14 protein-coding genes and 1 tRNA gene are annotated in these 21,684 nt (G+C 59.2%); 8 read left to right on the forward strand and 7 right to left on the reverse strand.

The window, feature by feature from the left end; genetic code table 11:
• Positions 1-6: 6 nt before the first annotated feature.
• Genes AC5RK6_RS03515 through AC5RK6_RS03535 form a run of 5 tightly spaced genes read left to right on the forward strand, consistent with a single transcriptional unit; the run spans position 7 to position 7,136 of the window.
• A complete protein-coding gene (locus AC5RK6_RS03515) occupies positions 7-987 on the forward strand; it encodes a helix-turn-helix transcriptional regulator (RefSeq protein ID WP_320757648.1) in 981 nt (326 codons plus the stop codon).
• The gene (locus AC5RK6_RS03520) at positions 984-2,153 is read left to right on the forward strand and encodes a helix-turn-helix transcriptional regulator (RefSeq protein ID WP_320757649.1); all 1,170 of its coding nucleotides are present in this window, start codon (positions 984-986) and stop codon (positions 2,151-2,153) included. Before AC5RK6_RS03515 ends, AC5RK6_RS03520 begins: the two co-directional genes overlap by 4 nt.
• A complete protein-coding gene (locus AC5RK6_RS03525) occupies positions 2,150-4,759 on the forward strand; it encodes a DEAD/DEAH box helicase (RefSeq protein WP_320757650.1) in 2,610 nt (869 codons plus the stop codon). Before AC5RK6_RS03520 ends, AC5RK6_RS03525 begins: the two co-directional genes overlap by 4 nt.
• Positions 4,756-6,363: an apolipoprotein N-acyltransferase gene (gene lnt / locus AC5RK6_RS03530; protein ID WP_320757651.1), complete on the forward strand. Its 1,608-nt coding sequence runs from the start codon at positions 4,756-4,758 to the stop codon at positions 6,361-6,363. Before AC5RK6_RS03525 ends, lnt begins: the two co-directional genes overlap by 4 nt.
• A 2-nt stretch (positions 6,364-6,365) precedes the next feature.
• Positions 6,366-7,136, forward strand: coding sequence for a polyprenol monophosphomannose synthase (locus AC5RK6_RS03535; protein WP_320757652.1), 771 nt, complete (start codon positions 6,366-6,368; stop codon positions 7,134-7,136).
• A gap of 39 nt (positions 7,137-7,175) precedes the next feature.
• Here the strand turns inward: AC5RK6_RS03535 and AC5RK6_RS03540 are convergent, their stop codons facing one another.
• The gene (locus tag AC5RK6_RS03540; RefSeq protein WP_126134462.1) at positions 7,176-7,529 is read right to left on the reverse strand and encodes an RNA polymerase-binding protein RbpA; all 354 of its coding nucleotides are present in this window, start codon (positions 7,527-7,529) and stop codon (positions 7,176-7,178) included.
• Positions 7,530-7,939: 410 nt separating this feature from the next.
• Between AC5RK6_RS03540 and AC5RK6_RS03545 the strand changes: the two genes are divergently transcribed.
• Positions 7,940-11,833 carry a S8 family serine peptidase gene (locus AC5RK6_RS03545; protein WP_320757653.1) on the forward strand — a complete coding sequence of 1,298 codons (3,894 nt, stop codon included), beginning with the start codon at positions 7,940-7,942 and terminating at the stop codon, positions 11,831-11,833.
• 1,591 nt (positions 11,834-13,424) lie between these two features.
• The gene (locus tag AC5RK6_RS03550) at positions 13,425-14,375 is read left to right on the forward strand and encodes an InlB B-repeat-containing protein (RefSeq protein WP_493926364.1); all 951 of its coding nucleotides are present in this window, start codon (positions 13,425-13,427) and stop codon (positions 14,373-14,375) included.
• Between the two features lie 243 nt (positions 14,376-14,618).
• Here the strand turns inward: AC5RK6_RS03550 and AC5RK6_RS03555 are convergent, their stop codons facing one another.
• The 6 genes from AC5RK6_RS03555 to AC5RK6_RS03580 form a co-directional block, all read right to left on the reverse strand.
• On the reverse strand, positions 14,619-15,182 hold the full coding sequence (locus AC5RK6_RS03555) for a MerR family transcriptional regulator (RefSeq protein ID WP_320758282.1): 564 nt from the start codon (positions 15,180-15,182) through the stop codon (positions 14,619-14,621).
• A 362-nt stretch (positions 15,183-15,544) separates the two neighbouring features.
• A complete protein-coding gene (add, locus tag AC5RK6_RS03560; protein ID WP_320758281.1) occupies positions 15,545-16,552 on the reverse strand; it encodes an adenosine deaminase in 1,008 nt (335 codons plus the stop codon).
• 43 nt (positions 16,553-16,595) lie between these two features.
• Positions 16,596-18,362: an adenine deaminase C-terminal domain-containing protein gene (locus AC5RK6_RS03565; RefSeq protein WP_320758280.1), complete on the reverse strand. Its 1,767-nt coding sequence runs from the start codon at positions 18,360-18,362 to the stop codon at positions 16,596-16,598.
• Between the two features lie 51 nt (positions 18,363-18,413).
• Positions 18,414-19,832 (reverse strand): purine-cytosine permease family protein, encoded by a 1,419-nt coding sequence (locus tag AC5RK6_RS03570; RefSeq protein ID WP_435730829.1) that lies wholly within the window; start codon positions 19,830-19,832, stop codon positions 18,414-18,416.
• A 215-nt stretch (positions 19,833-20,047) separates the two neighbouring features.
• The gene (gene ftsR / locus AC5RK6_RS03575; RefSeq protein ID WP_016442799.1) at positions 20,048-20,779 is read right to left on the reverse strand and encodes a transcriptional regulator FtsR; all 732 of its coding nucleotides are present in this window, start codon (positions 20,777-20,779) and stop codon (positions 20,048-20,050) included.
• A 73-nt stretch (positions 20,780-20,852) separates the two neighbouring features.
• Entirely contained in the window at positions 20,853-21,302 is a 450-nt protein-coding gene (locus AC5RK6_RS03580; RefSeq protein ID WP_016442798.1) for an FHA domain-containing protein, read from the reverse strand.
• A 306-nt stretch (positions 21,303-21,608) separates the two neighbouring features.
• On the opposite strand from AC5RK6_RS03580, the gene AC5RK6_RS03585 reads away from it, so the two are divergent.
• Positions 21,609-21,682 (forward strand) — tRNA-Pro (locus tag AC5RK6_RS03585).
• Positions 21,683-21,684 lie beyond the last annotated feature (2 nt).

The following is a 21,684-nucleotide window of genomic DNA, read 5'->3' on the forward strand; positions in this document are numbered from 1 at the left end:
GGGTACGTGAAGCAGAAAGAGAGACGCCGGCGCCGCGAACGTCAGCTCGCGCTCCTCCACACGATTCGCCGCGGTAGTTTCCTCACCGCGGCGGAACTCATGGAGCGCATCCCAGCCTATGCCGAAGCGGGAATCGATCTGCGCACCTTCCAGCGCGATATTGATGAGCTGCGGGAAGCCGGGTATCCCATTATTTTCGATAACCAGTGGCGTTATTCATACGATACTGCGGCTCCGGTGCTCGCGCGGGTCACCGGGATTGGGGCCGGGGTGCTCCACAGCTTGCGCTCCAGTATCGAGGCCGGCGATCCCCAAGGCGAATCAGCACGCCTGGGGGTGGCGAAACTGCTCGCGGGTGCACCTCCGGAAAACGGCGACGCCGCAGTCCCCACCCACCTGCGGGTCCGGATTCCGGGCGGTGCGGCAGCGCGGATGGTTGCGCGTGCCTTGCAGTACCGGCGCCGGGTCAGTTTTGATTACCGCCGGGGTGCTGACCTGGTCAAACATTATGAGGTGGAGCCGTGGAATTTCGCCGAACACTACGGGATGTTCTATGTTTCGGGGCTGGCACGCTCGCGGGCGAGCAGCGGCGAGGACTTCGGCCCGTGGGATGAGCGAACTTTCCGTCTCGGTCGCGTGATCTCCGGAACCCTCAGCGTGGGTGATCGGTGCGAGTTCCCGCGCGGGGAGGTGAGCGGTGCGCATTTTGATGTCGATATTATTTTGTATATTCGTGACGGCGCTGCCGCGGCGCTTACCGCCCGCGGGGAAAAACTCAACTGCGCGGAGGCACCGGCCCCGGTGGGATGGTCTGCCTACCGATTCACCACGCTAGGCCTTAATCGTATTTTCGAATATCTTGCTTTTTACGGGGCGGACGTGCGTCTCGCCGCACCTAGTGAACTGCGTGAGGAATGGGATCGCCGTGTAGAGAATCTCATTAACCTGGGCGAAGCTGGCGGACCGGGGGAGGGCGAAACTCGATGAGTACCGATATTGTTACTACCCTAGGGATGCTGCTCTACCTGCATGAACACCCCCAGGGTGCCACCTTGGCTGAGCTCACCGCGCATTTCCAGTTCCCTTCCTGGAAGCGCACCCTCGACTATCTCTGGGATGCGAATCTTGCGGAAACCGCCGATTTTGATATCCCCTTCGAATTGGAGCTTCCCGAGCGCGCCGCTCCCGCCGTGCGCGTGGCGGAGTTGGATTCTGAGGTAACGCCGGGCGGTGCCGAGCTACCGGAAAACGCCTCGGAGCCCGGTGCGGCGGCAGGGCCGGATACCCGCGTTTACCTGCGCTCCATGACCGATGATCCGGTTGTTCCCTTCACTTTGGACGATGCAATGGTGGTAGCTGCCCTGCTCGATGCCGCCCGGGATGTCACCGCTCCCGGCCCGGCTGCCACGACCCTCGCCGCCACTCGCGCCGCACTGGGGGAGGCGGTGCGGGAAGCCGGATATGACGGTGCCCTCTGGCCATCCTCCCGCCCGGCGGCGGACGCGGCCACCATGGAGGCGGTGCACGCCGCACTCCAGGGCGGCTTCTACCTTGACTTCAACTACGAACGCGCCGTGACCGAGCCGTTTCCGCATGCGAGCGCCGGGCTCGAACACGTTATACCCCTCGTTATCCTGGCCGGCGATGCCCCGCTGCTGCGCGCCCTCACCGCGCAGGGGCTGCGGCATTTCCGTCTGGATCGCATAACTGCGGCCCGTCCCGGGGCTAAGCTCAGCAGATCAGAACGGGCGGCAGCTCGCAAAGCCCTCGCCGAGGTGGAGAAAAACGAGAAAACGCAGCGCACCCGCGGGGAAGCCACGTGGGAACCGCGCGGTACGGAGGTGCGGATCACGGTCACCGGAGCCTCACGCTGGGTGGCCGAAACCCTCCCTGGCGCGCGGGTGCGCGAGGCAGATGAAGAACTCGGCATCGCTGAAGCGCGTGGCGGCGAGGAACTGCTGACCATTGAGGTTCGGGCGCGCTCACTTCCCTGGCTCGTTTCACTTCTCGTTCAAATTGACGACGTGATTGCGTTGGAGCCGCCGGAGGTTGCACGTGCGGTGGCGTGTTATTGCGCGCGCTTACGCGCGCAGCAGGGCGACGACGCCGCTGCGTGCGTCTGTCATGAAGGTACACCGGAAGGGGAGCGATGACCGATCTGCTACTCGAGGACTATCGGGAAAGCTACGCTAGCCGCGGTATTCGCCTCGACGATTTCCAGCTGGAGGCATGCGCGGCTCTCGGACGCGGTCACGATGTGCTGGTATGTGCTCCCACCGGTTCGGGGAAAACGGTGGTGGCCCACTACGCGGTGTATCTGGCTTTAGCGTCGTCGAAAAAATGTATCTATACCGCGCCGATTAAAGCGCTCTCCAACCAAAAGTACGCGGAACTGGCACGGGAGATTGGCGAGGAGCAGGTGGGTCTGCTCACCGGGGACCAGAGTATTAATCGGGAGGCGCAGATTTTGGTGGTGACCACCGAAGTGTTGCGTAATATGCTGCTGCACGACTCCCCGGATATTCGTGATGTCGGCTACGCAGTTCTGGACGAAGTACATTTTTTGGCTGATCCCGACCGCGGGCCGGTATGGGAAGAAACAATTTTGTCGCTTCCTGAGCATGTGCGTTTGGCTGCGCTTTCCGCCACGGTGGCCAATACTGAGGAACTCGCAGCGTGGATGCGGTCGGTGCGCGGGCCAACGGACGTCGTCGTATCAACAAAACGGCCCGTTCCCCTCGCGCAATACGTCCATGTGGGCCGCAAACTCTTCCCACTTTACCGCGCGGGTACCCTGGATCCGGATCCGGCGCTGGTCAATGCGCTGGGCAATGCGCTGGGCCGGAGCGGTGCGGAACGCAAGAAACGCATCTCGGATCGCGAGCGCCGTGCCATTATTGACAAACTCGGCCAGCGGCGCATGCTCCCGGCGATTGAATTCATTTTTTCCCGCAAAGGCTGCGATAAAGCGGTTGAGGCGCTGCTGCGCCATAATGAGGTCCTCACCACCCGTGAGCAGCGTGCAGAGATCACCAAGGAGATCGCGGCGCTACGCGCAACACTGACGGAATCGGATCGGCGCGCCGTGCATTTTGAGCGGGCAGCTGCGGCACTGGAACGCGGGTACGGAGCTCATCACGCCGGGGTTTTCCCCGCTATCAAAGAGCTGACCGAACGTCTCATGGAACGTGGGCTCCTCAGTATCGTCTACGCAACCGGTACTCTGGCCCTCGGTATCGATATGCCGGTGCGCACGGTGGTCCTCGAGGAGCTCCAGCGCTGGGACGGGCACGGTTTTGTGGATCTGAGCGCCACCGAGTACACCCAGCTCATCGGGCGGGCCGGGCGGCGCGGCCGCGATAACGTGGGCTACGGAGTGGTGGTAGCCGATGCGGATACCGATCCGGAGTATCTGGCAGATCTGGCTTCGGGGCGGGTCGAGCCCTTGATATCCGCTTTCCAGCCGTCGTATAACACGGTAACGAATCTGCTGGCTCGGATGAGTTACGCGGCGGCTCGGGATCTTATGGGGCGTTCTTTCGCGCAATTCCAGCGCAATGCGGAGCTGGGTGGCCTGGCGGCACGGCGTGCTCGGATTCAACGCCGGGTGGAGACTGAGGAAAGTGGCCTGAGTTGCTCGCACGGTGATCTTCTTGACTATCTGCGGCTGCGCGGGAACGCCGGGCGAGCCGCGAAAGCTGAACGTAAAGCCGCGAAACGGCGCTATCGGGAGCGCATCGCCAATAGTTTCGCGGCCGTGCGCCAGGGTTATGTATATGCCTACGCGATTGGTACGGAGCTTTCCTACGCACTGGTGCTCTCCGCCGCCCCGGAGCGCGTGCGCGTTATCGATTGGTTCGGGAACCTGGCTTGGCTGTATGAAGATTCCCTCGCCTCGGAAATGCGCGAGATCGGCCCGGTCACGGTACCTTTCGGAATGTCCACCAAAAAGGCTGCGGTGCGAGAGCAGATCGCTGACGACATTCTCGATCTGGTAGGGGGGCGCGCCGATTTGGGAATCGACCGGGACCTGCTGGCATCCTGGGCACGTTTCGCTGCCCCGCGCGACCCGAAAGTAGCCGCGCATCCGGTGGCTTCCTGCCCGCATCTATACGCACACCTCGATGAGGCCCAAACGTGGATGTCGCTCCACCACCGCATCGAAGAAATCGATCAGCGTATCGCGGCTTTCACCGATTCGGCAGGGCGGGAATTTGATGCCACCGCAGCGGTCTTACGAGAGGTCGGGGTGCTCCAGGGTGGAGATGATGAGATCCGCATGGGCCCGGGAGCCGCACAATTGCGCGAACTTCATACGGAGGCTGATCTGCTCATGTACCAGTGCTTGGCGCAGCTCCCCGAGGGAGGTCTGGACGCGCGGGCCCTGGCCGGATGGGTCTCCATGTTTTTGGCCGATGACCGCTTGGGGACTGCCTTACCGCGTGATACCCGACTCTTTGAAGCGGCGCGGGTCGCTCGTGCCGAGGTACAGTACCTGCAATCCTTGGAATATCAGCATGGGATTACCCGCACCCCGGATCTGAGCCCAGGCTGCGCGGATGTTTTCGCCGCTTGGGCCGGGGGAGTGGGCTTGGAGGCATGCCTGGAATCAGCCCGGATGACCGCCGGGGATTTCATTTCTGCAGCTCGCCGCATTATTGATGTCCTCGGGCAGGTCACGGTGGCAACTGAGGGCACCTGGTTGGGTGATACCGCGCGTCAGGCCCGTGACCTCATGCGTCGATCGGAGCTTATGTGAGCGGTGTACTCTTGCGGCTGTGCGGCGTTGTTCTGGCAGGTCTTGGGCTCTTTGCCTCTTTCCCGCCCCTGAGCTACGGCATCCTTGCACCAGTGAGTATTGCGCTACTTCTCCTCGTCGCGTTCTCATGTCGCCCAAGTACGGGTTTCGCCTACGGCATTCTTGCCGGATTCGTATTTTTCTCCTTGCATTTTTCCTGGGCCGGAGAAGCATCCGGGGATCTCATACCCCAACTGGCTCTCGCCTTGTCGCAAGCACTGTTCACCGGCGTGGTGGTGGCAACCTGGAGTGCCATGATCCAGGCACGCTGGACTCGTTGCCCGCTGCTTTTCCTCCCTGCGGTAGCTCTGGTATGGACCGGCGCGGAACTAGCACGTTCCCTGTGGCCCTTCGGGGGTATTGCCTGGGGCACCCTCGCTTTTTCCCAGGTAGATAGCCCGCTGGTGCGGCTGGCTCCCTGGGGCTCCACCATGCTGGTCTCCGCCGCGGTTGTATTATGCGGGGCAGCCCTCGGTCTGGCCTTTATTCGGGTGCGCAGCGGTCGGCTATTCGTCGGGGCCGGTCTGGCGCTCAGTAGCGCGCTGATCTTCGCTTCGCCCTGGGCGCTTCCTCTTCCCACCACCGCACCCGCAGGTACGCTGCGCCTGGGTTACGTGCAGGGGATCGTCCCGCGGGTGGGCAGCCTTCCGGAAGGGCGTGATCAAGCCCTGACCGTCACCGAGAATCTCACCCAAGCAACTCGGGCAATCAATCCCGAGGAGGTGGACCTGGTCGTGTGGCCGGAATCCGCCTCCGATCACGATATTCGCGAGCATCCGCGCGCCCGGGCCCTCGTGAGCGAGGCCTCGACCTATCTGGGCGTCCCGCTGCTCCTGGGGACCCAATCCTATGAGCGCGATGCTACCGGGCAAGCCATGAGCCGCACCAATGACCTTGTTGTCTATCTCCCCACCGAGACCGGGGGAGAGGTAAACGCTGTATACAGCAAGCAGCACCCGGTTCCTTTCGGGGAATATATGCCCTATCGAGATTTTTTCCGAAAGTTTAGTTCCGCGGTTGATCTGGTATCTGTTGATATGCGGGCCGGCACCACACCTGCGGTTCTTGACATCCCGGTGGAGGAGCGCGCGCCGGGGGAGAGCCGCCCCGGTGGCAAAAACGGCACCACGGGCGCGAAGAATACCGCCGTGCGCCTGGCCACCCCGATTTGTTTTGAAGTGGCGCTCGGAGACGTGGGCTCCGAGGCGATTCGCCAAGGTGCCCAGCTCTACGTGGTGGCCACCAATAACGCCTCTTTTGGGGATAGTGCTGAATCCGCCCAACAATTCGATATGGTCCGTTTCCGAGCGGTGGAATACCAGCGCATTGCCCTCCAGGTTTCCACGGTGGGAATTTCCGGCGTCGTCGAAACAAATGGTGCGGTACGCGAACGTACCGAAGCGTGGACGCAAGCCGCGCATACCACCACCGTGACCCTTCATGAGGGTCTCACCCCGGCGGCACGTTTCTACCCGCACTACCGGAATGGGGTTCTGGCTGCGGCGGCCGCGGCCGGCGGTATAGCATGGGTGTGGTACGCAAGGCTGCGCTGGAAGAAAGGTTAGTCGTGCACGTTCTCATCACGATTCCCACGTACAACGAGGCGGAGAATCTTCCGCGGATCATCGAGCGGGCCCGCCGGGCTGTGCCCGAGGCGGATATTCTGGTTGTTGATGATAATTCTCCGGATGGTACCGGGAACATCGCCGATGATCTAGCCGGGCGCGATGAGCAGATTTACGTGCTGCACCGCACCGAAAAAGATGGCCTCGGGCGCGCCTATATTGCGGCTTTCGGTTGGGCACTTGAGCACGGATATAGCCATGTGGTGGAGATGGATGCGGATGGTTCCCATCATCCCGAACAGCTTCCCCTGCTGCTGGAGCGCGCTGCGATGTCCGACCGGCCGGATCTGGTGATCGGCTCGCGCTACGTGCGGGGTGGAAAAATTGACGGTTGGTCCAAGCCCCGCGAGGCACTCTCGCGCCTGGGGAACCTCTATATTCAAGGGATGCTTGGGCTACCGGTCCGTGATGCCACCGCGGGATATCGCGTCTATCGCACGGATATTTTGGAGCGACTCAACCTGGATTCAGTAGAAGCACGCGGCTACTTCTTCCAGACGGATATGACCGATCACGTGGCGCGCAGCGGTGGCCACATTGTTGAGATGCCCATCACTTTTTCGGAGCGCGAGGCGGGGGAGTCGAAGCTTTCCGGCTCGGTGTTTACCGAATCACTCAAGCGCACCACGGTGATGGGCGTTACGCGGAGGGGGAGGCAGCTGCGCGATTTCGCGAAGCGCGCCGCCTCCCACCTGCGTCGGCCGCGGCATTAAATATTGCAAAATTAAGTGCCGCGTGGTCGAAGCTGACTATTAGCGGTTTCTCCGCAAGCGCAGCTTACCTTCACGCAGTAGCTCGAGGCGTTCCTCCAGCAGCACCTTGAGCTCATCTTCATTACGGCGTTCCATGAGCATATCCCAGTGGGTACGCACCGGCTTGGGCGGCTTGCGGTCGTCCACGCCTTCACCTTCAATAAGTTCGGCTTCCACACCGCAGCGGCACGTCCACGCGGTAGGAACTTCGGCGTCCACCGCCATGGCGACCCCGAATTCGTGGCCGTTCGTGCAGCGGTATTTCACCTGCTGGCGATCCACGAACACCACATTGTCATCGGTCTCGAGCGAATTGGCTCCGATGCGCATTCCGCGCAGGGAACGTTCAGCCATATTGTGATCCTTCCTCGCGAGCTCACCTGCTCGCGTTACGTTTCTCCGTTTCCATATTAACGACGGCGCCGCGCGCCCCGGTGGTTACGTCCCGGAAACGGGTGCGATGACGCGTTAAAGAGGGGCTGGACAGAATTCCTGGCGCTCTAGCGCTACTTGCCGATAATGTACATTATGTCAAAATACGGCCGGGCGGTGCCGCGCGAAGCATATGTTGAGCCCCGCTCGCTCCCCTCTTGGTCCCGCGCTTGCTCCTACCCTCCACTCTCACATACTGTTCCGCCGGTCGTTCACACTCTGGACTATCAATTTTGATTATTTAAGATATTCGGCAAAATTGCTGGCATGCCGTTGACCTGGGTACATATCTCTACGCTCGGGCCTGCGGCCAGTTATCAGGAAGGAAATGTATGGCTGAGCATCCACGCTGGCGCCGATTGGGCGTCACCTGTGCGTGTGCCGCACTCATGGGCGGCGCTCTCGCTCCCGCAACCGCGGCGGCCACGGAATCGGATGGGCACGCTCCCCTCGACATCCGTGCTACGGTCGCCGCGGCGGAAAGTGATCCGAATTTCACCGGGAAATGGTTTATTGAGCTTAAGAGCGAACCTCTTATTCGCGGTGGTTCCTCCGCCCGCATCGCGGGTGAACAGCGGGAATTCACCCAGACGGTCGAAGATGACGGTGGCGAGGTAGACACCTCCTACCAGCACGTCTGGAATGGCGTGACCGTCGAAGCTGATTCGGTGGAACTGGCGCGCTACGTTAACGACGCTAATGTCATCGGTGTTTACCCGGTCCTCACGGTGGAACGGCCCGCCGAGGTGGACTCGAATGCGGAAATAAACCGCCCCGGCGAAACTCCCGATATGTATTCTGCGCGGGAGATGACCGGCGCAAGCGTGGCCAATGAAGAATTTGGAGTCACCGGCAAGGGCGTGCGCGTAGGAATTATCGATTCCGGCGTGGCTATTGATCACCCGGCTTTCGGTGGGAACGGTGTCAAGGGTGAGCGTGCTTTCCCCAATGACAAGATCGTGACCGGCTACGATTTCGTGGGCGATTCCTTTAATACCGATCGCAGTGATCCGAATTTCCAGCCGGTCCCCCACCCGGATGCTCTTCCCGATGATTGTGGAGCCGGCGGCGGGCACGGTTCGCATGTTGCCGGTATCGCCGCAGGTAATGATCCGGAGAGTAAGTTCAAGGGCGTGGCTCCCGATGCTGTGATCGGTGCTTACCGAGTGTTCGGGTGCACGGGTTCTACCAGCTCCGAAGTCATTCTTTCCGCTCTCGAACGCGCTCAGCGCGACAAGATGGACGTTGTCAATATGTCTATCGGCGCGGCCTTCGCCACCTGGCCCAACTACCCCACCGCGGTGGCATCGGAAAATCTCGTTGCCGCCGGCGTGGTCGTGACGGCTTCGCAGGGTAATTCCGGTGCGAAGGGCATTTTCTCCGGTAGTGCTCCGGCGGTGGGCCCCTCGGTTATCGCGGTGGGTTCGGTGGACAATACCCACGTACTACGCCCGGTTGTTATGTTCAACGGCGCGGCCGAGGGATTCGATAATGTAACGGAATCACCGGCGGTACCCACTGCGGGTAGGCTCGACGTCGTCGCCTATCCCGAAGGGCAAAAAACCGGTGCCGTTGACCTGCCCGGAACACCGTTTACCGGGAAAGCAGTGCTTATCTCCCGTGGAACCTCGACCTTCTACCAGAAGGCGCGTGCCGCGCAGGACGACGGCGCCGCAGCGGTTATCATCTACAACAACCAACCCGGCACCATTAACGCAACCATCGCCGGAAACCCGCCCGTAACGATCCCGGTCATCGCGGTTACCCAAAAACAGGGCGAGCGCTTCGAAGAGGCCGTAGCTGCTGGAAACGCGAGCCTCGAATGGACGGACGCGAAGCGAGTGGCCGCCTCCCCCACCGGTGGGAAGATTTCCGATTTCTCCTCGTGGGGCCTGGCAGCGGATCTCCAGCTCAAGCCGGATGTCGTCGCCCCGGGTGGCAATATCTATTCAGCTTGGCCGGTCGATGATGAGGTGACGCCCTCGTGGAAGACGATTTCAGGTACCTCGATGGCTGCCCCGCACGTGGCCGGAAGTGTCGCTTTGCTGCTCCAAGCCAATCCGAAGCTCACGCCGGCGCAGGTGCGCACGGCTTTGCAGAATACCGCTGATCTGGTGACCGTGGATGGCAGCACGGATGCCCCGAAGCTTGCCACGCACCGCCAGGGTGCCGGCCTCATCAACCTTCCCGCGGCCTTGACCGCCGTCACGGAGCCGGGCGCGAATGCCAGCGGAGTTCCCACCGCTATCACTCCCGCGAAGATTTCTCTGGGCGATTCTGACGTGCAGGAAACGACGACGCTCACCGTGCACAACGCCTCGGCAGCGCCTGTCACCTACACCTTCACGGCGGATACCCACGTGCGTGCCACCAGCGGGCCGCATGATCGTTTCACCAGCTACAACGGGACCGATGCTCAGGTGGCGATTAGCCCAGCGCAGGTGACGGTGCAGCCCGGGGCAGAAGCCCAGGTACAGGTTTCCGTGACCGATCCGACGAACGTGCCCGAGGGGACGATGTACGGCGGTTATGTGGTGGTGCACGGCGATGATAATTCCACCTACCAGGTGCCCTTTGCGGGTCTCAAGGGCGATTACGAAAACGCCTTACAATTCCTGCACACCACGTGGAAGGTCAAGGACATCCGCCCGGATATCGCCCAAAAGCGTCCGGATCTGGCGAATCTGCTCGCCTACGATCCGCCTTCTCTGACGAAGCTCATTGCTTGCCCCAACCCCGCCACCATCTACAAGGGTGAGTGCCTGGATAAGGGTGCGCAGTACTCCAATGCTCCCAATTCCGAACTGTTCGCCTACGCTATGGACTACGCCAACGGCGCGGTTCCGGTGGTGGAATACCATATCGATTCCCCGGTGCGGAAACTGGAGATCCGGGTCTTCCACGCGAACGAGGATGGCTCGAAGGGCGCTCCGGTTTCGGAAAATAACGTGGTGCATAGTGAGGACGGTGTGGGGCGTACCGATCTGGGGCGCTTCGCCTGGGACGGTACCTACCTCGAATCAGCTTCGGCGACGACGCGCACCGCGGCCGCCCCGGGACGCTATGTCTTCGAGTTGCGGGTCGTCAAAGGTACCGGCGGCGGAACAACTGAGCCGACCGGTGACACCCTTCCCGGCTTCGCCCGCAGTGCCAGCGAAGAAACCTTCGTGACGGCGCCCTTCTGCGTCAAGGAATGCACGACGCCGCAGCCTACTCCCACGCCGGAACCTACCCCGAGCGAGGAACCGACCGCGCCCGCGCCAAGCCCGAGCGTCGAGCCGACAACTCCGGCTCCTGCACCGACTCCGAGCGTGGAACCGACGGTCGATCCGACGGTCGATCCGACCACGCCAGGCCCGGTGCCGACACCCTCGGTCGAGCCGACGACGCCGGCCCCCGAACCCACGCCGAGCACGGAGCCGACGGAAGAACCTCCGGCACCTGCGCCCACTGAAAATCCGCAGCCGACCGCGCCTGCGCCGAGCCCGACTGAGGAACCGGAACCCAGTGAGGAACCGAGCAAGCCGGCCACTCCCCCGGCCTCGCACGGCAATACCTTCTTCGTCTCCAATAGTTGGACGGCAACAGTTGCCTCCGCGGTCTTCTCCTACGGTCGAGCCGGCGACGAGGTCTACGTGGGTGATTTCGATGGGGATGGTAAGGATACCTTTGCGGTGCGCCGCGGAAATACCTTCTATGTCCAGAACTCGCTGGTCGGTGGGAATGCTGAGCAGGTCTTCTCCTACGGACGCGCTGGCGACGAAGTCCTCGTGGGTGATTTTGATGGGGATGGTAAGGATACTTTCGCGGTGCGCCGCGGAAATACCTTCTATGTCCAGAACTCGCTAGTTGGTGGGAATGCTGAGCAGGTCTTCTCCTACGGACGCGCTGGCGACGAAGTCCTCGTGGGTGATTTTGATGGGGATGGTAAGGATACCTTTGCGGTGCGCCGCGGAAATACCTTCTATGTCCAGAACTCGCTAGTTGGTGGGAATGCTGAGCAGGTCTTCTCCTACGGACGCGCCGATGACCGGGTCTTCGCCGGGGACTTCGACGGGGATGGTAAGGATACTTTCGCGGTGCGCCGCGGAAACACCTTCCACATCAGTAACCGCCTCACCGGAGGAGATGCTGAAGCGACTCTTGCCTATGGGCGCCACGCTGATACGGTCTTCCTCGGGGACTGGGACGGCAACGGAACGGATACCCCGGCCGTGCGCCGATAGAACGAGTGAGATCCCCCTGTATTTTCACCTTTAAATATTAAAAGAACCCCGATGCGTCGCTACTTATGGTGACGACACATCGGGGTCCTTTGTTGCATCGCGTAAAGATAAAGCTGAGAAACATCTTCTTGGTTAGTAGCTCGAAGATCACTAAAATGAAACAACCTCGCATTTGCCAAGGTCAGAGGGCTGTTTATTCCGCAAGGGCAGCGTTGAGTGCTCTCGTATTCCTCGAAATCACATGACTCTAAACAAATACAGTAAGAAACTCGGTATTGTCATCTTGTCACTATAGCTGGTGCAAAATATCAAGTCACAGTGTCAAGAATGTGCGCGTCGAAGTGTGCCCTCGGTGGCGCTGTTGAAAGGATTGCAGATGAAACTACGGGAAGAAAAAATTGGACAGGGGGTGAATCGGCTTCGCACCATCGCCGCGGGTTTGGTTTCCGGAATTATGGTTACCGGCGCTACGCTCGGCACGGCTTGGGCTGCGCCGGATAACACCGCTCCGACCCTGGAAATACAAAACGTCACAATCGCGAGCACATATCCCTTCGATCTGAAACGCATGATCGTGAAAGCCGGGGACGCAGAAGATTCTCAGCTCGGAAGTGATGACGTTGTCGTTACGAATAAGGGTGGTTTCACGGAAGGGAAAGATAAACCGAAGTATTCCGTGTATAACAAGGTTCGGGATTACACCATCGAATTCTCCCTCACTGATAGTGGAGGGAAGACCACCAAAGCTACAGGAACGGTAACAGTCGTTCCGAAGCGCCACCTGGAACGCTCCCATTCGTCAGCGAATGTCCTCGGTCGGGATACTAAGTATGGGAATACCCCGACCGAATCAAATGTGGCATTCCCCGCCGATCAGAGCACACCGTATGAATTCAAGCTGAAGTATGTTGATGATCAGACGAAAGAACCCGTTGCCGGGTTGAATCTCTGGTTCGAACGCAATAGCGAGATTATCAACGGAAATAAAGGGAAATTCTTCACCACTGATGCTAATGGTGAGATTAGTTTCTCGATGACTCGTGAGGAACTTGCCGCCTATTCCGAGGCGGATAAGCCCAACAAGCATTATCTCACTGGCTATGATCCAGCCGCACATATGAGATTTCTACAGCTCGTTGAGAAATTTGAGTACTCTCCGCATTTGATGGCAATCTATGATCCGACACCGGGCCTTCCCATTGAGAAAGCGCACTACATCTATCCGGATGGCTCCACGCAGAATTTCAATATTGGTCTGTGGGGAGAAAAGCAAAATCGGGTCAAGTTCAATGCTATCGATACCGTATACGAGATTGAGGAGGGCAGTGACTTCTATACAGGACCTCAACGGAAACAGGAAGAGGTCGATAAAGCCCAGACTAACCTAAAGAAACTTGTTGATTCGTATAGCTATTTGAAGAATTCGGGTACTGAAGAGAACCCTGATTATCAGTGGACCACCATCCTTAGCGGAAACGATGCGCCTATGTATCGCGTAGCTTCCGGTAGTGTGGATACGTCCACCCCAGGCGAGTACCAGCTCACGTTACAAGCAGGTCCTTTTGCTGATTGGATTTGGCAGGACAATGAGATGGGCCTTCGTTCCTATGCGGAAGATACCGTAAAGGTTCGGGTTGTTCCGAAGCCTGTTGTGAATTTCAAGCAGCTCCTTCCCGATGGTTCTACCAAGGCCGAATCTTCAGTTAAGGTAAGTCGTAATACTGTGGTTTCCCAGCCGGGTTTCCCGACCGTTAACACGGAAGAAAAGGATCACGTTTTCAAGGGATGGTTCAAAGATGAAAGCTTCACACAGCCTTTCGATTTCACCACCCCGATTACGGCTGACACAACTGTGTATGGACAGTGGGCTGCCGTCGCTAAGTACACGGTTACTTTCGATACTCGTGGCGGAAACGTAATTCCTTCCCAGCAGGTTAAAGCTGGATCTCCCGCACAAGAACCTGAGAATCCGATTAAGGAAGGTCATGCCTTCATCGCGTGGTATCTCGATGGTCATCAATATGATTTCGCTACCCCGGTTAAATCTGATATTACTTTGACTGCGGAGTGGGATCAGATTCTATACAACGTTACTTACCGTTATGACGATGGGGTAACACCGGATGGTAACCGGCAGGTACTTCATGGCAAACAGGCCGAAAATATCGCACCTCCTGTTCGGGATGGATACAAGTTCATTGGCTGGTTTAAGGACGGTCAGCCTTATGATTTCTCCACTTCAGTTACGGGTGACATTACTCTCACTGGTCAATGGGAGAAAATAACAACGAAGCCTGGTGGTGATCCGGGGACGAAGCCNGGTGGTGATCCGGGGACGAAGCCTGGTGGTGATCCGGGAACGAAACCGGGGACTCCCAGCCCTAATCCCACCAATTCGGGTACCGACAATGCAATCAGTTCCACTTCCGCCAAAAAGCTCGCGCATACAGGAACGGCAGCAGCTGGTGGTATTGCAGGAGTTGTACTGCTTCTTGCCACCGGCCTTGCCTTCGTTCGGTTGCGCCATTGGGACAGAAAATAACTACGGCAAGTAGCCACTACGGTTACGGGAAAACAGTAATGTAAACGAAGCCTCTGGAAACGAAGCTATAAAAGCTTCCTCCAGAGGTTTCGTTTACGTGGTAACGGTGCCGGCTTTCTATACTGCTGAGTGGCATTGCTCGCCAGGGTAGGAAATGAACAAGAGTTACCTGGAGACTTGATAATAAACGAAACAGGTCCGCTGCACTTCGGCAACGGACCTGGATGGTAAAAGAATTGTGAGTTATGCACCGCGGCGGCGCTTGGCAGCCCGCCGCTGCGCCAATTCATCAACCACTTCTTCTTCAGCACGTTCGGTGGGAAGTTCTGAAAGCGAACCCTGGATTTCACGCCAGACACGGCCAACCGCGATGCCGAAAACAGCCTGGCCACCCTTGACCAAATCAATGACTTCATCATCGGACGTGCATTCGTAGACCGAAGCGCCGTCGGACATGAGGGTGATGCCGGCCAGATCTTCCACCCCGCGATCCTTGAGCTGCGCAATAGCAACCCTAATTTGCTGGAGCGATACCCCGGTATCCAAGAGGCGCTTGACCACCTTAAGGACCAGAATGTCCTTAAAAGAGTAGAGCCGCTGGCTGCCGGAACCCGAAGCGTTTTGGACGGTAGGCGAAACGAGGCCGGTCCGATCCCAGTAATCGAGTTGGCGGTAGGTGATGCCTGCGGCCTTGCAGGCGATCGGACCGCGGTAGCCGGTTTCGGCGTCGAGCTCGGGAAGAGGATCGCCGAAGAGCATCGGTTGGGTACGCCGATACGTCGCGTCCTGGGCAGTCGCGTCGCTCATAGTCTCTCCGTTTCGCAGCGTGGATTCTGGCCGGTTGCCAGTGTTAGCTACCACGATATAGCAGGCCGGCCAGCAGGTCAGCGCCCGGTGCGGCGTGTCTAAAGCTCAACTTGAGCTTTAGGGGAAGGTGCCGCAAACAAGCACCGTTTACTACTCCCCTAGCTTACCGCACCCATCCTTGAGATTGGCTAGTTGCCGCCACTTAAAGCCCGCGGCGCCGGCACGCTCCCACATGAGAAGCGGCCGGCGCCGTCGTTCTCACCGCGATGTGATAAAAGATACACGCGGTGTTATTGTGACAGTTGAGGTACCTGAGGCAAGCGTGCGAGATACCGCGCGCCAGCCCTCAGCGCACCGTTCAATCAGCCCTCGTAGGCAGCAATCTCCGCGGCGATGCGTTCCTTGAGCGAGGCCGGCGCCCAGGAAATATCCACCGCATTGCGCGCGAAACGCTTGAGGGTCTCCTTATCTACTCCGGCTTCGTCTGCCACGCGTTGGTAATTCTCCGCGATATAGCCACCGAAATAGGCCGGGTCGTCCGAATTGACAGTAACCTTGACCCCCCGCTTATCCAGTTCGGTGAGCAGTCCCACCTTAGAGCCGTCGGACACCCAGGTATTGGAGATCGGGCAGGAGGTCAGACCGATACCGTGCTCAGCCATGTATTCCACCAACTCGGGCTTTTCCACCACATTCGTACCGTGGTCCACGCGGTCTACACGCACATCCTCGAGAACCTGACGAATATGCTCCGCTGAATCTGCAATATCGACGTCGCAGTGCATCGTCAGCTGATAGCCCAGCTCGCGGGCCTTCGTGAACACCGCCGCGAACTTGGAGGGCGGGTTGCCGGTTTCATCCGAATCAAGCCCCACGCCGATAATCCAGGGGCGGTACGGCAGGGATTCCAGCAGGGTTGCCATGGCGTATTCGGCCTGGAAATCCCGCAGGAAACACATAATCAGAGCGCTGTCCACACCCAGCTGTTCGCGCGCCTCAATCTGGGCACGCCGCAGCCCGGTGATGACGGTATGGAATTCCACCCCGCGCGAGGTATGCGCTTGCGGATCGAAGAACATCTCCACGTAGCGAACGTTTTGGCGCGCTACCTTGTGGAAATACTCCATCGCGAGGTCATAGAAATCTTCCGCGGTGAGCAGCACGCTCATGCCTTCGTAATACGCGTTCAGGAAGGAAGCGAGGTCATTGAATTGGTAGGAAGCCCGCACCTCCTCTTCGCTGGCGTAGGGAAGCTCCACACCGTTGCGCGCGGCGAGCTTGAATTTGAGATCGGGTTCCAAGGTGCCTTCAATATGCAGGTGGAGCTCAACTTTGGGCAGACCCTGCACGAAGGGGGATATCGCAGTCATATTTTTCCTTTCTGCGTGGTTACGTTCGCGGGTACGCGTTACGTTACCGCGTTGCAATAACGGGGTCGACGACGTCAAATTTGACGCAGTCAATGAGGCCGAGATCGGTGATCGCCCAATCGGGAATCGCGGTGATGGACAGGAAGATGAGCTGGCCAAAGGGCGAATCGAGATCCGCACCCAGCACCTCCCGGGCAGCCCGGTCCATCTCCGCTTCGGCGGCGGCCATATCTTCGGCTACCAGGTCGGCAACAATGCCACCCACCGGGAGGGGCAGCGAGGCAACAACCTCGCCATCACACACCGCAACCTGTCCCCCGCCCAGGCGGGAAACTTCGTTAATCGCCAGCGCGATATCCTCCGGGTTTACTCCCGCGCACACCACATTGTTATCGTCCGGGGCCGCCGAGGTGGCAATTGCCCCGCGCTTGAGGCCGAAGCCCTGAATAAAAGCAACGGGCAAATTCGTGGTTTTGCCGTAGCGTTCCGCTACGCATACATAAATGGCATCCTGGGCAGTATCGGGTTGTACTTTGCCGTCCACGACCTCGAGTTCCACCTCAGCGCCGGGGCGCTTGAAGGCAACATCCTTGGAGAGCACGATGGTGCGCACTCGCGCCGAGGTAGCCGAATCGGCAACCCGAACTGCGATGCGATCAGCGCCGACCGGGGCGAGCTTGAAAGTATCGAGCACCGCGGCGGTACGCTGCGGCGCATGCGGGGCGTGCACCGCAGCACCGTTCTGCGCCACGATCCTCCCACCCTTGAGGACCGTGCGGGGCCGGAAATCATCGAGGGAATCAACGAAGAGAATATCCGCGAAACGCCCCGGAGCAATCGCACCGATGCGGTCATCGAGTTGGAACATCCGCGCGGTGTTAATCGTGGCCATCTGGATCGCGGTGACGGGATCAATTCCCTTCGCAATGGCCAGGCGCACCACGTAATCGAGGTGGCCGCGGCCCAAAATATCGGTGGCCGTCACATCGTCGGTACAGAAACCAACCCGGTGGGCGGGTGCGCCCATCTCGGTGATGAGCTTAATATTTTCCTCGAGCATCGGGGCGGCGGTGGATTCCCTGATAAGGATATTGATGCCGTTGCGCATCTTCTCCAGTTCTTCTTCAGGAGAATATGATTCGTGACATAGAGTTACGCCCGAAGCTGCGTAGCCAGCTACCCGGCGGGCATCCACGAGCGGTGCGCAGCCAAAGGCGTGCAGGCGGTTTTCCTCGGCCAGGTCCATGGCGGTGAGGACTTCTTCATCACCGTATTCCACCATTTCCTGCACGGTTTCCCACAGGCCCACGCATTCGGGCATGCGCTGAACTTTCCGATGGTCTTCCACCGCGAAACGGTGCCCGACGGTAGATTCAGGAACCGTGTAGGGAGCTTTAGCGGGCGCACCCCACCACACTCGCATGGAGGATTCTTCGGCTTCGGCCAGGAATTCCTTGACGCCTTCCAGGCCTGCGGATACCAGGATCTGGTCGAGGCCGGAAATAACGGAGGTTGTTCCGTAGCGGGATACCAGATCCGCGAACATCGTCACGGAGAGCTTGGAGCATTCGATGTGCTGATGCCCGTCAATGAGACCGGGAGTCAGATAGGCGCCGTCGGCATCAATAATGGTGGTGTTCGGGCCGCGCTGCGCGTCCACGTTCCCCACCGCGGCCACGCGCCCGTAAGCGATGGCGACGGAGGCGGGGTAGGTTTCCCTAGTGAGAACGTTTACCAGAATTCCGTTGTTAATAATGGTGTCGGCGTGGGCGCGCCCGTAGGCGACATCAAGAAGCTGACGATGAGGCATGAGTTTCTCCTAAAAATAATGACGTTGTTGCGGGGTGACGGTATGCGGCCTTTAGGCAGCGGTAATGAAGGCCCGGCGGGCAGCGCGTTCGCGTTCGCGCACCGGGCGCAGAGCCAGGTAGATTAGCGCGGAGGCGATCACTCCGGCGGGAATGGACAGATCGGGTGCCGTGGCGGGTACGTCCACGAGAAGTCGGGTGAGCGGGCCCACCAGGTAGCCAGAGTTTGTGAAGAGCGCTGAGCAGAGCATGCCGCCCAGCAGCGCGGCCATTCCGGACCAACGCACCCCGCCGATTCCCCGGTAGGGGCCGTGGGATTCAATCGCGAGGCCGGAAAGATGGTAGGTGCCGTGCCGGGCCACCCAATCCAGCAAATATACGGTCACCCACGGCGCCAGCCAGATGCTTAGCGAGGCGGCGAAAGCATTGAGGAGGCTGTAGAACGCTTCCTGCTGGATCGCGAAAATGCAGATGGCCACGCAGATGAGGCTGTCGATGCACACGATAACCATGCGCGGAACGTGGATACCGGCGGTCTGCAAATTCAGGCCGGAAGAATAGAGGTTGGTGCCGTTTTGGAGCAGCAAACCGACCATAACAAGAATGAGGAAAGGTACCGCAAACGCCGGGCTGAGGATCGCCGGGACGGCCAGCGGATTAGAAAGTTCCACCTCAGCGGGAACCGCTACAGTCGCCATCGCGGCCCCGAGGGCCTGGAGTAGCACGTAGGGAATAAACCCACCCAGCGCCGCCCAGGTTCCCACTGCGAGTGGCGAAGAATGAGCGGGTAGATAACGGGAGAAATTTGCTCCGCTGGGCGCCCAGGAAAGCCCGCCCGAAACAATAACGAGCGAGGTTGCAGAAATCAGGGTGAAGAGTGAATCGGTACCCGCGGAGGAGCCCGGCGCGGCCTGCGGAATAATCAGGGCTGCTAACACAATAAAAGCCACCGTGAAAATCATGGTTGCGTATTTTTGTGCTGCCATGAGTATCCGGTGGCCAAGAAGGGGAAGAAGAAGCTGAATACCCGCAAGAAGAACGACGACGGTAATCTGCGCGCCGCCCTCCAGGGCGATACCCGCACGAGCGAGGAGTGCCTCACAGGCATAGTAAACGAGAATGAGTCCCCCGGCTTCGAAGCCGATGAGCATCAGCCAGGACAAAACTCCATTAATACGAGCTCCGCGAGTACCGAGTGATGCTCGCGAAATGGTCATCGTGGTGGTGCCGGTTAGTGGCCCTTGAATGGAGGTTAGCGCGAGAAGCGGGTATGCGATAACGTTGCCGATTACGATAACGGCGAGCGCTTGCGTGAATGAAAGTCCGTAAAGCAGCACCAGCATGGCGCCGTAGGACACGGTAAAAATATTAGTGGTTGTGCCCGCCCACAGGAAGAAAAGATCGCGGGGGCGACCGTACCTTTCGTGGGGCGATACAAGGTCGATACCTTGGGTTTCCACAGAACCTGACATTAATTGTCTCCTGCTAGTTGAGGTGCCCAGCATGACCTGGGTTCGGTTCAATCGATATGAAGTTGTACTGCCACCTTACTCCTGAGTGGGTGGTGCTGTCTGCCTGACGTGGTTCATTTTTGCGCAAAAGGCTACTTGCCGGAGCGGCGAGCGGGCCTTAGTGCATTAAGACGAGGTTGAAAACATGCCCCGTGAGCGCGGCGGTGGAACGCACCTTAGCGCAGTTCCACTTCGACGTTTTCCGTGAGAAGAGCGCCGTAAAGCCGCGCGATGGTGGTGCCGTCTTCGGCGGCCTGGTTGAGGGCGCGCTCGGAGGCAACCGGTGTTTTCTTTGCCAGCTCGGTAGCTAGCTGGGTGGTAATCATCACGGCTTGAGCGTGTGCGGAATTTTTGACGCTGCGAATCTGACGTAGATCATAACCGGCTTCCAGCAGCATCACGCAGTAACGCACAATATCCGCCGATTGGGCGGATAGGCGCCCGCGTGCGTCGGTAGCAAGGATGCCAGCGGTGACGAGCTCCTCAATGGTGCCCAGAGCCGCTCCGGTCATATCGGCCAGTTCGGCTTGAGTAATACGTTCGCCTGGTTTCGGGCGGCGCACTTCCGGTGCGGCGACGGCGCGCATTCCCCCGGGGCGCCCCGGGGCCTCAATGATGCCCTCGTCGAGCTGACGCAGCTCCTCCCGGATTTGATCGAGGGGTAGGAAACGATCACGCTGTTCCCTCAGGATGAAGCGCAAACGCTCGGTATCCGAGGTGGAAAAAAGTCGCTGATTAGTAGCGGTGCGATAAGGGGAAATAAGATTAATGGATTCGTAATGCCGGATCTTCGACACCGAGAGCATGGGGAACTCGTCCGTGAGTGCACGGCGAACCTCCCCGATACGCAGAGTTGGTTCGTGGCTGAGGTCATGGGGCCAGGTGCTCGGGCTGCCATCCGTCCGCATGCGGCGCGGCGCGCAAGTGTGCGGGAAGGAAGAATCCGAAGTGGCCGTAGAAGCGCGAGATATCACCGGTGTATCACGCACCGGCTCGCGAAGCGTAGAAAGTTAACCGGAATTTTCCGATTTGGATCTCATCACCGGTGCGGAGTACAGCGTCATCGACTCGTTCCCGATTTACGTAAGTGCCGTTGAGAGAACCGGAATCACGCACGTGGAACGTATCGCCGCGGCGGAAGAACTGAACGTGCTTACGGGAAACAGTGACGTCGTCAAGAAAAATATCGGCGCGTGGGGAACGTCCCGCATTCGTCACTTCCCCATCAAGTAGGAACCGAGCTCCGGAATTGGGACCGGAGAGCGCAATAAGGAGCGCGGAGCCGGCAGGGAGCGCATCAATAGCGGTACATTCTTGCGGACTGAGATGCCGTTCGGCCACCGGTTGATCAGGTTGCGCGCCGATAGCGGTGAAGCGAGAAGTTTCCGTAGGCGCGGGTGCGGCCGACCTCGGATCAAATTGTTCAGCCATATGACTTCTCCTTCACTGCCCTGGGGCGCTCCCCGGGCGCGTCTTTATCGGTAACAATCCTATAACGATTCGGGGTGATAACTCTAGTGAGGCTATCCGTTCCGAAAGATACGTCAGAGCCGTTGTGTCGGAGTGATGGCACCGGCTAGGCGTATCACAGTTCCGAGGGAAGAGCGTGCTACGTCACCTTCTGAGATTTGTATTTGTCTGCGCTCATGAGGTAATCTCATGTGGTCCACGTGGCGATGACCCGGTGTTGAAATCAGGTTTTCGGAACGGGGGTAGCGCTAAGTTTTCTTATCGCTTCGGGCTATGGCGCAGTTTGGTAGCGCACTTGACTGGGGGTCAAGGGGTCGTGGGTTCAAATCCCGCTAGCCCGACA

Source organism: Actinotignum sp. usb-actsch-213, assembly GCF_059085665.1.

Excerpts from the sequence above, each read along its gene's own strand:
- AC5RK6_RS03520 (WP_320757649.1), top strand. The coding sequence starts at position 984 with ATGAGTACCGATATTGTTACTACCCTAGGGATGCTGCTCTACCTGCAT.
- AC5RK6_RS03580 (WP_016442798.1), bottom strand. The coding sequence starts at position 21,302 with ATGGCTGAACAATTTGATCCGAGGTCGGCCGCACCCGCGCCTACGGAA.
- add (WP_320758281.1), bottom strand. The coding sequence starts at position 16,552 with ATGACTGCGATATCCCCCTTCGTGCAGGGTCTGCCCAAAGTTGAGCTC.
- ftsR (WP_016442799.1), bottom strand. The coding sequence starts at position 20,779 with ATGCGGACGGATGGCAGCCCGAGCACCTGGCCCCATGACCTCAGCCAC.
- AC5RK6_RS03540 (WP_126134462.1), bottom strand. The coding sequence starts at position 7,529 with ATGGCTGAACGTTCCCTGCGCGGAATGCGCATCGGAGCCAATTCGCTC.
- AC5RK6_RS03570 (WP_435730829.1), bottom strand. The coding sequence starts at position 19,832 with ATGTCAGGTTCTGTGGAAACCCAAGGTATCGACCTTGTATCGCCCCAC.
- AC5RK6_RS03545 (WP_320757653.1), top strand. The coding sequence starts at position 7,940 with ATGGCTGAGCATCCACGCTGGCGCCGATTGGGCGTCACCTGTGCGTGT.
- AC5RK6_RS03565 (WP_320758280.1), bottom strand. The coding sequence starts at position 18,362 with ATGCCTCATCGTCAGCTTCTTGATGTCGCCTACGGGCGCGCCCACGCC.
- AC5RK6_RS03555 (WP_320758282.1), bottom strand. The coding sequence starts at position 15,182 with ATGAGCGACGCGACTGCCCAGGACGCGACGTATCGGCGTACCCAACCG.
- AC5RK6_RS03525 (WP_320757650.1), top strand. The coding sequence starts at position 2,150 with ATGACCGATCTGCTACTCGAGGACTATCGGGAAAGCTACGCTAGCCGC.